Source organism: Massilia timonae (assembly GCF_001866515.1).
Classification (GTDB): domain Bacteria; phylum Pseudomonadota; class Gammaproteobacteria; order Burkholderiales; family Burkholderiaceae_D; genus Telluria; species Telluria timonae.
Genome location: NZ_JRYB01000001.1, coordinates 4,015,616 through 4,029,363, shown reverse-complemented (window position 1 = coordinate 4,029,363; position 13,748 = coordinate 4,015,616). Strand labels below are relative to the sequence as shown.

The following is a 13,748-nucleotide window of genomic DNA, read 5'->3' as shown; positions in this document are numbered from 1 at the left end:
GCTCGCTTACGGCACGTCGAGCGTGACCAGCCGCACCTCAACCTGCCCATCGTCGACCAGCAGCTCGCCGACCGAGACCGGCAAGGTGAAACGCCGCCGTCCAGCGGCGCCGGGATTCACGTAGAGCACGCCGCCGCGCTCCTCGCAGGCGGGCTTGTGCGAATGCCCCGCCACGACCACGCGCACGCCCTGCGCAGCCGGATCGATGGCGAGTTCCTTGAGGTCGTGCAGCATGTGAATGGTGACGCCGCCCAGGGTGACGGTGGCAGTCTCGGGCAAGGCTTGCGCCCAGTCACCGTGGTCGTTATTGCCGCGCACGGCGGTCAACGGCGCCAGCCCGGCAAGCTGGTCGAGGATGGCCGCGCCGACGACGTCGCCGGCGTGGAGGATGTGGTCGCTGCCGCGCAGGAAATCGAGCGCCTGCGGCCGCAGCAGCCCGTGCGTGTCGGAAATCAAGCCGATGCGCACGGGCCGGATCGGCATTCAGTGCCGCTTGCTGCTGGCCATCTTGGCCGTGGTATAGATCGAATACAGCGCGGCCAGGCCCACCACCACATAGACGATGCGGGTCAGTGCGGTGTCGGGACCGAACAACGTGGCGACCATGTCGACGTCGAACAGGCCGACCATGGCCCAGTTGAGGCCACCGATGATCAGGAGCGCCATCGCGATATAGTCGACGGCGGACATGGCCGAACGCTCGCGCGCGTGGACGTTGACGCGGCGATCGGGGATGGACCGGCGGTCCATGGTTGGTGCATTGATTGTTGCCATCACAGCCTCCTTGGAAAGACGTGGGACAGCCAGGGCGTCCTGCCCCGGCACTTGACAACAATACTATCCCAAGTTACCGGACACCTTCGCACGCATCGGCGGGGTCACGAACCGCCCCTGCGAATCACCCTTTCCAGGTACGCTCGAGACCGGTATCCGCGTGGATCCAGCCGCCGCGCGGGCCGGAGCGGTAATAGTAGCCGACCCCGCCGCCGCGGAAGCTCTTGATCAGACCGCCGAGCACTTCTTCGTTCAGGCCGGCGATGCGGATGTCGGCCGCCTTGCCCACCATGTGCAGCGACTGGCGCGCGGCCGGGATGCCCGCTTCGCGCAAGCGCTTGTTCGATTCCGGCGAGCGGTAGCCGGACAGGATCTCGAGCGGCTGCAGCAAGCCGTAGCGGGCGATGAAGGCCTGGGTGCTCCACAGCATCTCGAGCAGCTTGGGATCGATCTTGGCGGTGGCCTTGCCGTTCACGTCGCGCAGCAGGTGGCACAGCTGCTCGTAGGCGGAATCGATGACTTCGCCATCCTTCCAGTACAGCACGCTGGCGCGTTCGCCGCTGGCCGGACGGGTCACGGACAGGGTGCGCGGCTTGACCCAGAAATCCAGGTCCAGCGCTTGCGAATCGAACAGGTCGGGAGGCGGTTGGAGGTCGGTGGCGACGGCGGCCAGCGGCGCGCCGAGTGCGCCCAGCGCGGCCAGGCGGGCACTATGGTGAAGGAAATCTCTGCGTGAAGCCATGGGGCGGATCCGTTACTCGACAATTGCGATAGCGCGTACTATAGCGTATCCGACTAGCATGCAGAAGAGTGCACGAAGCGTGCAGATGTTATCGATTTGTTGCGTGGGGTGGACGGCTCGTGATTCGGTCCACTGGACCGAATCCTCCACGCGTTCGTACCACGCAGGAGGTGTGGTGGCCGTGGTCTTATTCGCCGCAGTTGCAGAAGCGCTTGCGCGCCGCCGGATCGCAGGCGCCGTCCAGGCGCTTCCAGAGCAGGTCGCATTCGAGGCCGAAGCAGGCTTTTTCTTTCCCGGCATTCATATAGCCGTGGCGCTCGAAGAACAGGCTCGCGCCCGCCGGGCTGTGCAGGTGCAGCTTGCTGATGTTCCAGGCGCGCGCCTGCTGTTCCACCGCTTCCAGCAGCGCACGGCCGACGCCGCAGCGCAAGGCGTCCGGCAGCACGTAGCACAGCGCCACCTTGCCGGCCTGCGTCAACAGGGTCAGGCCGACCAGTTCGCCTTCGCTCTCGGCCACCACCGCATAATTGGTGGGCGAGGAAAACCAGGTGACGACGTTGGCCGGCGTCTTGTTGCCGAGCCAGGCGCCGAGCACGCCCGGCTGGTCCTGGTGGTCGGCGCGGCAGCCCTCTTCGATCGAACGGCGCAGCAGATTGCAGGCAGCCGTTGCATCGTCAGGGACAGCCCTGCGGATTTCAATACGCGTGGACATCAATCATCTACTTGGAAACGGACATGAACGAACGATGACGGGGCATCGCACGACCTCGACTATACACCTAAAGTGAGAGACCCTGCTGGCGGCGCGGTCAAACGCGTTCGCCGTATAAGGATATGACGAAACTATCGTTCCGTTCGCTGCGTGGATTAGGGAACATGCACTCTGTCACTATCACTTTCAAAGCGAGAAACAACCATGCGCAACACCACCCCGAACGCGCTGCGCCGCTCCCTCATGGCCCTGGTCCTGTCCGCCGGCGCTGCGCTGCCGCTGTATGCCAGCGCCGCCAACGCCGAACTGCTGAACGTGTCCTATGACGTGGCCCGCGAGCTGTACAAGGAAGTCAATCCGGCCTTCATCGCCTCGTACAAGCAGCAGACCGGCCAGACTGTCACCATCAAGCAATCGCACGGCGGCTCGAGCAAGCAGGCGCGCGCCGTGGCCGATGGCCTGGCGGCGTCGGTGGTGACCATGAACCAGGCCAACGACATCGACATGCTGGCCGACCGTGGCCTGGTGGCAAAAGACTGGGCCAAGAAGTTCCCGAACAATGCAGCGCCGTATTACTCGACCATGGTGTTCCTGGTGCGCAAGGGCAATCCGAAGCAGGTGCGCGACTGGCAAGACCTGGCGCGTCCGGGCGTGGGCGTCGTCATCCCGAATCCCAAGACCGCCGGCAACGGCCGCTATACCTACCTGGCGGCCTGGGGCTCGGTGATCAAGAAAGGCGGCAACGAAGCCCAGGCGCGCGACCTCGTCGCCAGGATCTTCAAGAACGTGCCGATCCTGGACGGCGGCGGCCGCGCCGCGACCACCACCTTCACCCAGCGCCAGATCGGCGACGTGCTGGTGACCTTCGAGAACGAAGTGAGCATGGTGCGCCAGGAATTCGGCAATGATTTCGAAGTCGTCTACCCGAGCACGTCGATCCTGGCCGAGTCGCCGGTGGCCGTGGTCGACAAGGTGGTCGACCGCCTCAAGATCCGCCAGCCGGCCACCGCCTACCTGAACTTCCTGTACTCGCCGGCGGGACAGGAAATCGGCGCCAAGCACTTCATGCGCGTGCGCTCGGAAGCGGTCATGAAGAAGTACGCGGCCAACTACAAGCCGATCAGCCTGTTCACCGTGGACGAGGTGTTCGGCGGCTGGAGCGCGGCCCAGAAACGCCACTTCAACGATGGCGGCGAATTCGACAAGATCTATCAGGCGAAGTAAACGCCGCTTGATTCCAGACAGCCCTGCCGCGCGCAGGGCTGTTTGTTTAATATGCACGCAAATTAGTCACTCGACATTTCTATGTGACATGAGTTGTTAATCTCGCGAATCGCCAGCGTCACATTTCCGACAAAAAATGGCTTCCCATAGGGGAATTTGCTCGTGCGCCATAGACATGCAGCTGGGATGGATGATATTGTCCTTACTCTAGTTGCTCTAGAGATAGATGTTGATCTGCGCCGCCCGGCGCCCCGACGTTCAACCTCAACCCCAGATTCCAGACAAAGAATGATCAAGAAACTGTTCGCAACGGTCCTGATGACCTTTTCGGCTGCGGCATTCGCCGTGCCGTTCGGTTCGCAATCGGTGCTCGTGGTGGAAGACGACACCGGCAAGATCCTGCTCGAGAAGAACGCCGATACCGTGATGCCGATCGCGTCGCTCACCAAGCTGATGACGGCGATGGTGGTGCTCGATGCCAAGCTCGACATGGACGAGACGATCGAGATCGACAGCGCGGACGTCGACCGCCTCAAGTACAGCAGCTCGCGCGTGGCCGTCGGCGCCAAACTGACGCGCCGCGATGCGCTCCACCTTGCCCTGATGTCTTCGGACAATCGCGCCGCCGCCGCCCTGGCCCGCACCTTCCCTGGTGGCAATGACGCCTTCAAGACCGCCGTGCGCAACAAGACCCGGCAGCTGGGCATGGCCCATACCGTGATCGAAGAGCCCACCGGACTGTCTCCGCACAACCGCTCCACTGCCGGCGACCTGGTCAAGATGGCCAAGGCCTCGACCCGGTATCCCGAGATCGTGCACATGACAACCGAGACCACGGATGTGTTCGACATCAAGGGCCGCGACGTGAATTTCCGGAACACCAATCGCCTGGTCGGCGCCAAGGGCTGGGATGTCGGCCTGTCCAAGACCGGCTTCACCAACGAGGCCGGCCGCTGCCTGATCATGAACATCACCGCCGCCGGCAAGAAGGCGACCCTGGTGCTGCTCAACGCCGGCGCCTCGTCGGCGCGCATCATGGACGCGCTGAACATCCGCCGCTTCATCACCGGCGACGAGCCGGTGAGCCGGGTGGCGCGCGCCGCGGGCGGCCCGCGCATCAAGGCCAGCGCCGGCGGCTCCAAGGCCAAGGCCCGCGCCAAGTCGAAAGCCTCGAAGGCCAAGGTGACCAAGAAACGCGTCAAGGCCAAGGTCAAGACGACGCGCAAGCGCCGCGACTGAGATCATCGATGTAATGACAAAAGGGGCCGCGAGGCCCCTTCGTCATTGCGCGTTCCCTGATTACGCCACCAATTCGCGCAGCCCGCTGGTGCGGTGGGTGCGGCTGGCGATCGCCTCGCGCAGCACCTCGCCGCTCGGGGTCACCAGCGTGAATTCGCGGCTGGCGCGCGTGATGCCGGTGTACACCAGCTCACGCGTCAGGATGGCATTGACCTCGCGCGGCAGCGCCAGCACCGTGTGGCGAAATTCCGAACCCTGCGATTTATGCACCGTCATCGCGAACGCCGTCTCCACGTTGCGTAGGCGCGTGGCCAGCACGCTGCGCACCTTGTCGCCCTCCAAGAAATACACCCGCTGCGCGCCCGGACGCGCCGGATCAGGCAGGGTCACGCCGATGTCGCCATTGAACACGCCGGTCGAATAGTCGTTGCGGGTGACCATCACCGGCCGCCCTACATACCATTCGGCGCCGCGGCGCAGCAGGCCGCCCGCCTGCAGGCGCTTTTCGATCGCCTCGTTCAGGCCCGACACGCCCCACTCGCCGTCGCGCACCGCGCACAGGATGCGGAAGGTCTCGAAGCTCTGCAGCACCTGGCGCACCCAGTCCTCGTCGCTCGCCGCGCCGTCCTTGAGCAGTTGGAGATACGGCGCGTAACCGGCATGGGCCAGTTGCAGCAACTGGGATGGTTGCGCGTGCTCGATCCAGCGCACGCCATCGAGGCTGGCGCGCAGGACTTCCTCGGCGCGCGCCCTGTCGCCGGCATTGACCGCCAGCGCCAGTTGGCCGATCGGACCGCCGAAACGGCGGCTGTGGCGCAGCATCACGGTCTGCTGGGCCAGCGCCCCGCCCTCGCCCGCATATTCCGCCGGAATCGCCTCGCCGCTCGCCGCCCGCACATAGGCGATGGTGTCGGCGTCGTAGTTGCCGGCCTGCGCATCGTGGCACAGGTCGCCCAGCACGGCGCCCGCCTCCACCGAGGCCAGCTGGTCCTTGTCGCCCAGCAGGATCAGCGTGGCGCCCGGCGGCAGCGCGTCGAGCAGGCTGGCCATCATCTCGAGGTGCACCATCGAGGCTTCGTCGACGATCAGCACGTCGACGTCGAGCGGATTGCCGCGGTGGTGGGCGAAGGCGCGGGTGTCGGGCCGCGCCCCGAGCAGGCTGTGCAGGGTGCGCGCGGCGCCCATGCGCGCGGTCAGCTCGCGCAGAGGCAGCTCGGCGCCGACGCGGTCGGCCAGCTCGCCCAGCGCCTTGTCGATCGACTGCTTCAGGCGCGCGGCCGCCTTGCCGGTCGGCGCGGCCAGGGCCACGCGCTGGCGTGCGGCGTCCGGCGCGGTCGCGAACAGGAGCGCCAGCAGGCGCGCCACCGTATAGGTCTTGCCGGTGCCGGGGCCGCCCGTGATGATCGCGACCGCACCGCGCAGGGCCACGGCGCAGGCCAGCTTTTGCCAGTCGGGCTGGCCGGCGCCCGGCGCCGCCACGAACAATTTGTCGAGCCAGGCGCGCACCAGGCGCGCGTCCACCGGGTGGGTCGCCTCGGCGCGTTCGCGCACGGCGCGCGCGACCTGGGTCTCGTCGCGCCAATAGCGGCGCAGGTACAGGCGCTCGCCGTCCAGCACCAGCGGCTGGTCGTAGTCGAACTCCTCGCGCACCCACACCTGCTCGCAGCCGGCCAGCAGCTTCCGCCAGCCCGCCACGCCGCGCGGCAGCGGCGCCGCGGCGGCCGCCAGCTGCGCCCATTGCTCCTCGCTCCAGCCCAGCAGGGCCGCCGGGCCGGCGGCCAGGTCGGCCAGCTGGACGCAGCTGTGGCCATGGCCCTCCAGCTCGGACAGGATCGCCGCCGCCAGCACCAGCGGCGGCGGGGCGGCGCCCAGCTGGGCGATGAAGCGCGCGAAGGCGCTCGACAGGCGGCGCAGCTCGCCGGCCTCGGTCAGATTGCCGATCTCATGCCACAGGGCGTCGATATGCGGTTCAGTCTTGCCCATGCTTTTCCTTGTCCAGCAATCGTTCCAGCTCGTCCAGCAGTTCGAGGTCGGGCGCCAGCACGCAGCAGCCGCGCGTGTCCGGGTTGGCGATCCCGCGCAGGAACATGAAGATCGCGCCGCCCAGCTGGAGTTCGGGCTCGTAGGCTTCGCCCAGGCGCGCGCGCAGCAGGCGGTGCAGCGCCAGCAGGTAGATGCTGCCCTGGATTTCGTAGCGGTGTTCGGCCATGCCGGCCTCCATCGCCGCCTGGCTGTAGGCGGCGTCGTTCGGCCCCAGCGCATTGGTCTTGTAGTCGAGCACCCAGTAACGCCCCTCGTGCTCGAACACCAGGTCGGCGAAGCCCTTGAGCATGCCGTGCAGGTCGCGCTCGGGCAACACCGGCCGTTCGATGCCGTTCAACAGGTGCGCGCGGCACAGCGCGTCCAGCGCGGGCAGCGCCAGGCGCTCGCTGGGGAACCAGAATTCCATCTCGGGCAGCACACCCTGCAGCGCGCGCAGCGCGGCGCCCAGCGGCGGCAGCGGCGTGTCGACGATCGCGCGCAGCCAGGTCAGCGCGTCCTCGAGCCGGTTGCTCCAGCCGGCGCGCTCGATGCGCTGCACCAGCCGCGTCTCGCAATGCGGCTGGTCGAGACAGTCGAAACCTTCGCGCGCCAGCCATTCGAGCTGCTCGTGCATGAAGTTGCCCGGCACCGAGCCGCGCGGGAAGCGGTGCCAGGCGACGTCGTCGATGCGCGGCGGTAGCGGCGCCTGCGGCGCCTCCTCGAGCAGGGTCTGTTCCTGGGCCCGCATCGGCGTCGGCGGCGGCGCCACCGCATGCCGGGTCAGCGAGGTGAACGAGCCGATCGACCAATCCTTCTCGAAGTCCGCGCGGTACACCGGCGCGTCCAGCAGCGCGGGACGCGCATCCTGGCGCGCCAGCATGGTGACGCCGTCCTCGCGCTCCAGTTCGCGCAAGGCGATGCCTCCCCCCGCGCCGGCCAGCGCCTCGAAGCGAGCGCGCAAACCGTCGGCCGGGATCGGCGCGCCGCCGGCCAGCAGATAGCCGAGCGCCGATTCGTGCAGCCGGTTCTCGCCCTTGCGCGTGCCGGCCACTGCCGCCGCGCCCAGCCACAGGAAGTGGCGCGCCCGGGTCAGGGCCACATACAGCAGGCGCAGGTCTTCCTCGATGCGGGCGCGGTCGACCGCCTCCAGCGCTTCGTCGGACAGCGCCAGGTCGAGGCGGCGGCTCCCCGCATCGTCCACGTATTCGAAGAAGGCGCGGTTGCGGCGGTTGGTCGCGCGCGCGGTCACCGCGAACGGCAGGTAGACCAGCGGATACTCGAGGCCCTTCGACTTGTGCACCGTCACCACCTTGACCAGCTCGGCGTCGCTTTCCAGGCGCAGCACGCGCTCGTCGCCGCCGGCGCCCAGGCCCTCGATCTGCTCGGCGAACCAGCGGATCAGGGCCTGCTCGCCCTCGAGCTGGGCGCTGGCCTCTTGCAGCAGTTCGGCCAGGTGCAGCAGATTGGTCAGGCGCCGTTCGCCGCCCGGCTCGCCCAGCAGGCGCGCCGGCAGCCCGAGTTCGTGGATGAAGGTGCGCAGCATGGCCAGCACGCCGCGGCGCTGCCAGGCGCCGTGCAGGGCTTTCAGTTGCTCGACGCGCCGCTCCCACGCCAGCTCGTCGCTCGACAGCCGCGCCAGTTCGCCCATCGGCAGGCCCGCGGTGCGGGTGGCGAAGGCGGCGCGCGCCAGCGCGCCGTCCAGCGGATTGGCGACCGCGTACAGCCAGCGCAGCACGTCGGCCGCTTCCTCGCTCTCGACCACCGAATCCTTGTCGGACAGGTAGACGCTGGCCACCTTGCGCCGCACCAGCGCCTGGCGCACCGCGGCCGCCTCGCGCCGGTCGCGCACCAGGATCGCGATATCGGCCGGCATCAGGCGCCGGAAACCACCGTCTTGCTCATCCCGGAAGCCGACCCGCTCGTCGTTCAGCAGGCGCACGATGTGCTCGGCGCAGTGGTGGGCGAAGAAGCTGCGGTAGTCCTCGGCCTTGAGGTCGTCGCAGGTGGTGCACACGGACATGGCCTCGATCTCGCCGTCGCCCTCGACGCCAACCAGGCGCTCCCTGTGGCCGCGCGCCTTGACCGCCTCGAACGGCAGGGGATTGTCGTCGCCGCGCCGGAAGCGGAACGCCGCTTGCGCATGGCCGGTGCGGCCGTCGCCACCTTCGGCGTGCAGGAACAGCGCATTGACCGCCCCCACCAGCGCCGCCGTCGAGCGGTAATTGGTGTCGAGCTGGTAGTGGCGTCCGGTGGTGGCGCGCCGCGCCGACAGGTAGCTGTGGATGTCGGCGCCGCGGAAGCCATAGATCGACTGCTTGGGGTCGCCGATCAGGAACAGCCCCTGCTGCGGATCGTTGGCGCCTACCCGGTACAGCAGGTCGAAGATGCGGTACTGGTCGGGCGAGGTGTCCTGGAATTCGTCGACCATGGCCACCGGATACTGCTGCACGATGCGTTCGCGCAGCGCCGCGCCGTTCTCGCCTTCGAGCGCCAGCTTGAGGCGTTCGAGCATGTCGGCAAAGCCGAACTGGCGGTTGCGGCGCTTGAGTTCCTGCATGCGCGCGCCAATGTGGCCGGCGGCGTGGCGCAGCAGCGCATGGGCGATCGGATCGATCGCGCCCAAGGCTTCCTGCAGCGCGGCGGTGCCGTCGAAGCAGGCCGGGACCTCGGCGCTGAAGTCCTTGCTGAAGGCGTCGACGATGCCGTCCGGCGTCAGGCGTTTCCAGGCGGTGTCGCTCAGGTCCGGCATGTGCCGCGCCGGGTCCGTGGCCCAGGCGCGCAGCGCCTCGAACCACTTGACCAGCGAATCGGCGCGCATCTTGTTGCCGTTGAAGCATTTGGGCGCGCGTTCGCGGTGGCCAGCGATCCAGCGCTCCATCGCGTCGGCGCGTTCGACCCAGCCGTGCTTGAGGCGCGCCAGCTCCTCGCGCTGGGCCTGGGCCAGGCGCGCCACCTGCTTGCCCAGCGGCTCGCGCGCCACTTCGCCCAGCAGCGGCCCGCGCTGCACCAGTTCGCGCACGCTGCCCTTGAGCGCCTCGACGTCGCTCCAGGTATCCAGCACGATGGCCAGGTTCTGCGCGCCGAGCGGATAGACGTGCTGGCGCCAGTAATCGTGGGCGGCGTCCTCGAACAGCATGCGCTCGTCGCTCACCAGTTCTTCGTCGAACAGGCTGCCGCTGTCGAAGGCGTGCTCGCGCAGCATGCGCTGGCACCAGGCGTCGATGGTGAAGATCGCCGCCTCGTCCATCGTCTCGGCGGCCAGCATCAGGCGGTGCGCGGCGATGCTGCGTTCGCTGCCCGGCGCATAGGCTTCGGCCAGTTCGTCCAGGTAAGAATCCTGTTCGTGCGCTTCGCCGCGAAAGTAAGCCGCCGCCTGCACCAGCCGCTCGCGCACGCGGTTGGCCAGCTCGCGCGTGGCGGCGCGGGTGAAGGTCATCACCAGGATTTCGGACGGCAGCAAGGGGCGCACGAAGGCGGCGTCGCCACCGTGGCCGAGCACCAGGCGCACGTAGAGGGCGGCGATGGTCCAGGTCTTGCCGGTGCCGGCCGACGCCTCGATCAGGCGCGAGCCGTGCAGCGGGAACCGGATCGCTTCGAGTTTGCTGCTCATGCGGACAACTCCTTGACCGTGACGGCGCCATCCATCCAGCGCGCCAGCGGTCCATACAATTCCTCGGCCAGCTCGGGCCAACCGCCCGCGTCGCACAGCGCCTCGAAGCTGGGCCACAGGCGCGCCAGGCAAAGGTCGTCGACTTCGCCACGGAGCTCGAAGCCGCCGTCATAGGTCGCGCGCGGGTCGCCCTCGGCCAGCTGCGCCAGCGCGGTGCGGCAGGCCACCGGCAGCGGCGCGTCCAGGTTGGCGCGCCACAGCCGCACCAGGTCGCGCAGGACCTGCAGCGATTCCTTCTGACCCAGCGGCGCCATCTCGAGCACCGCGTCGCGCGCGACCAGGTAGCCGGCCACCGGATGGCCGGCCGCGCTACTCCCCAGTTGACGCAGCCAGGGAGCGATCAGCTTGTCGCCGCGCGGACGGCCGCTGCGGTCCAGCACCTTCGAGGACAGCTGCATCAGCCACGCGGTCTCGACGCCGTCGCTCCTGAGGCGGTCGATCCAGTCGTCGAGCACGATGCCGTCCAGATCCAGGCTGAGCGCCTGCTTGGGGGCTGCCTCCGGGAAGCGCGCGCCCAGGCGCAGCCACTCGGTGCGCACCGGCGCCAGGCTCTCGACCAGCTGCTCCTGCCACAGGCGCCCCATCAGGCCGATCGGCAGCACGCCCTCGCGCGCCAGCCGCTCGGCGCGCGTGGCAAGCGTGGCGCGCACCTCGTGCAGCTTCTCGGGTTCGCCGCTGTCGTCCAGCAGGTGGTCCTCGATCTGGTAGCGTTCGAGCGCGTCGAGCGCGAACGGTTCCTCGTCTTCTCCCACCTGGGCGGCGTCGGCGAACACCACGCCCAGGCGGCGGCGGAAGAAGTAGCGCGCCGGCTGGCGCAGGAAGCTGGCCAGTTCGCCCAGCTTGAGCACGAAGTCGGCTTCCAGCTCGAAAGGCGGCAAGGCGTCGCCCCCTTCCAGCTGCTCGGCGCCGTGGGCCAGGCGCCATTCGCCGGCATAGGTCAACAGGCCGCCCTGCTGGAAATAGACGCGGCTGAAAGGCTGCAGCGCGTGTTCGGTCGTCAGGCCATGCAAGTCGAGGCTCCAGCCGTCGGCGAGATAGTCGCGCAGCTGCGACACCAGCACCGACGGCGGCTGCTCGCTGTTGTCGCGCACATTGCGGCCCACCCAGCTGACGTAGAACTTGTCGCGCGCCGCCAGCAGGGCCTCCAACATCAGGTAGCGGTCGTCGTCGCGGCGCGAACGGTCGCCCGGACGCGCCATGCCGGGCAGCGCCAGCAGGTCGAAGTCGGACTGGCGCGCGCGGCGCGGGAAGTCGCCGTCGTTCATGCCCAGCAGGCACACCACGCGAAACGGCACCGCGCGCATCGGCATCAGGGTGCAGAAGGTCACGCCGCCCGAGACGAACTGGTGGTTCAGGGTCGGCTGGTCGAGTTCGTTCATCCAGGCTTCGCGCAGCACGCCCAGCGGCACCGGTTCGTCGAAGCCGGCCGCAGCGCAGGTCTCGAGCCAGCATTGCAGGCCTTCGTTCAGGCTTTGCAGGGTGAGGCGGTCGGCTTCGTCGCTGGCGGCATAGAAGCAGGACAGCATCTCGCGCGCCGCCTCGCCCCACGCGGCCGGCGTGCGCGGCGTGTCGAGCTGGGCGCGCCAATTCAGCAGGCAATCGACCAGCTGCGCCAGCGCGCCGGCCAGCGCCGCATCCAGTCCGCCGACCTCGGCGTAGGGTTCGATGTCGGCGAAACTGGCGCCGGCGCCGCTGGCGTAGCCGAGCAGCATGCGCCGCACGCCGAAGATCCAGGCATTCTGTTCGCCCGCCATGCCCAGGCCCAGGCCGGCGCGGTGCTCGTGGTCGAGGCCCCAGCGCACGCCGGCGCCTTCGATCCAGCGGCCCAGGATGGCCAGGTCGTCGTCGCCCAGGCCGAAACGGCGCGCCACGGCCGGCACGTCGAGCAGGTCGCGCACCTCGCTCTGGCGGCAGCGCTGCTGCGGCAGGCGCAGCAGCCATTCGAGCGACACCAGCAGCGGGTTGACGCTGCGGTCGCGCATGTCGCCGATTTCGAACGGGATGCGGCGCAAGTCCTTCTGGCGATGCTGGTCGAACACGGCGTGGATCGCCGGCGAAAAGGCGTCGATGTCGGGCACCATCACCACCACGTCGCGCGGCCGCAGGCTCGGGTCTTGCGCGAACCACGACAGCAGCTGGTCGTGCAGGACCTCGACCTCGCGCTGCACGCTGTGGGTGACGTGGAATTCGATCGAGCGGTCATCCGGCATCGGGGGCACGCGCGGATGCTCGGACAGCGGCAGCAGGTCGCGCACCGCGGCCTGGACTTGCCCCAGCAAGGTCGCGCCGTCGTCGTCGGCGAACAGGTCGACCTTCAGCGGCGCAGTCTCTTCTTCGCTCCGGTCCTGGTTGTCGAATTCGTCCAGCATGCGCACGAAGTCGCGCCCCTGGCGCCCCCAGCTCGCCAGCAGCGGATGGCTGTGCGCATGCAGCTCCTCGATCGGGATCGCGCCCAGGTCGACGCCGCCGCGCTGCGGCTGGCGGCGGCGCGCGGCCTTGAGCAGGTCGCGGCCGTCGATGATGTCGCCCCAATAGAAGCGGCACGGATTCGGCACCGCGAACAGCACTTGCGTGTGGCGCGACAGCGCCGCGATCGCCTGCAAGGTCTGGTAAGGCAGCGTCGACATCCCGAACAGCACCACGCGGCGCGGCAGGCGGCTGGCAGGCGCCTGGCCGGACTCGATCGCGGCCAGGAACTGGCGGTGGATGGTCGCGCGTCCGCTGTGGCGCTGCGATTCGTCCAGGCTGGCGTGCACCGCACGCCACAGGCAGGCTTGCCAGCGCTGGTCCGGGGCCAATGGCACGGCTTCATCGCCCAATGAGCCGGCGGCGCGGCGCAGCTGGTCGCGACCGTCGGCCCAATCGGCCAGCCAGTCGGCGCGGTAGACCTGGTACTGGTCGTACAGGTCGGCCACGCGCTCGGCCAGCTGCAGGCGGCGCTCGGCGTCGCCGTCGGCCAGGAAGCGCGCCAGCGGCTCATAGCCGTCCTCTTGCAATAGCGTGGGCAACAGGCGCATCAGGCGCCAGGTGAGCGGATCCTTGTCGAACGGCGCCCGGGTCGGCACCCGCTCGCGGCCCAGCATGCCGCGATAGGCTTCCCACATGAAGCGCGCCGGCAGCGCCACCCGGGTGGCGGCGCACACGCCGATCTCCTCGGCCAGCGCGATCTTGAGCCATTCGGCCACGCCATTCGATTGCACCAGGAAGATCTCTTCTTCGAGGGGGCCGAGCGGATGGTTGCGCAGCCAGTCGAACACGGCGCTGCGCAGCAGCTCCATCTGGTTGCCATGAAGGATCAGGAGGCCGGGGGTGATCGGGGAAGGCATGCGTGAAGCTCGAACGGTCGGGTCCACAGCATACCGTGT

The 13,748-nt window shown here is 68.5% G+C and carries 9 protein-coding genes; 2 read left to right on the top strand and 7 right to left on the bottom strand.

The window, feature by feature from the left end; all coding sequences use genetic code 11:
* Positions 1 to 6 precede the first annotated feature (6 nt).
* The 4 genes from LO55_RS17195 to LO55_RS17180 form a co-directional block, all read right to left on the bottom strand.
* Positions 7 to 483, bottom strand: coding sequence for a metallophosphoesterase family protein (locus LO55_RS17195; RefSeq protein WP_083415389.1), 477 nt, complete (start codon positions 481 to 483; stop codon positions 7 to 9).
* Positions 484 to 774, bottom strand: a complete 291-nt coding sequence (locus LO55_RS17190; protein WP_005667333.1) for a DUF378 domain-containing protein — start codon at positions 772 to 774, stop codon at positions 484 to 486.
* Positions 775 to 898: 124 nt separating this feature from the next.
* Entirely contained in the window at positions 899 to 1,516 is a 618-nt protein-coding gene (locus tag LO55_RS17185) for a YcbK family protein (RefSeq protein WP_005667332.1), read from the bottom strand.
* Between the two features lie 187 nt (positions 1,517 to 1,703).
* Entirely contained in the window at positions 1,704 to 2,228 is a 525-nt protein-coding gene (locus LO55_RS17180; protein ID WP_071362398.1) for a GNAT family N-acetyltransferase, read from the bottom strand.
* Between the two features lie 204 nt (positions 2,229 to 2,432).
* On the opposite strand from LO55_RS17180, the gene LO55_RS17175 reads away from it, so the two are divergent.
* Positions 2,433 to 3,452: a sulfate ABC transporter substrate-binding protein gene (locus LO55_RS17175; RefSeq protein WP_071362397.1), complete on the top strand. Its 1,020-nt coding sequence runs from the start codon at positions 2,433 to 2,435 to the stop codon at positions 3,450 to 3,452.
* 288 nt (positions 3,453 to 3,740) lie between these two features.
* Positions 3,741 to 4,691, top strand: a complete 951-nt coding sequence (locus LO55_RS17170) for a serine hydrolase (RefSeq protein ID WP_071362396.1) — start codon at positions 3,741 to 3,743, stop codon at positions 4,689 to 4,691.
* A 60-nt stretch (positions 4,692 to 4,751) separates the two neighbouring features.
* Here LO55_RS17170 and recD read toward each other — a convergent pair whose 3' ends face one another.
* From recD to recC, 3 genes are read right to left on the bottom strand one after another with little or no spacing between them, the layout of a single operon-like run.
* Entirely contained in the window at positions 4,752 to 6,674 is a 1,923-nt protein-coding gene (gene recD, locus LO55_RS17165; RefSeq protein ID WP_071362395.1) for an exodeoxyribonuclease V subunit alpha, read from the bottom strand.
* A complete protein-coding gene (recB, locus tag LO55_RS17160; protein WP_071362394.1) occupies positions 6,661 to 10,323 on the bottom strand; it encodes an exodeoxyribonuclease V subunit beta in 3,663 nt (1,220 codons plus the stop codon). Before recB ends, recD begins: the two co-directional genes overlap by 14 nt.
* The gene (gene recC / locus LO55_RS17155) at positions 10,320 to 13,709 is read right to left on the bottom strand and encodes an exodeoxyribonuclease V subunit gamma (RefSeq protein ID WP_071362393.1); all 3,390 of its coding nucleotides are present in this window, start codon (positions 13,707 to 13,709) and stop codon (positions 10,320 to 10,322) included. The genes recB and recC overlap by 4 nt, the downstream gene beginning before the upstream one ends.
* Positions 13,710 to 13,748: the final 39 nt, after the last annotated feature.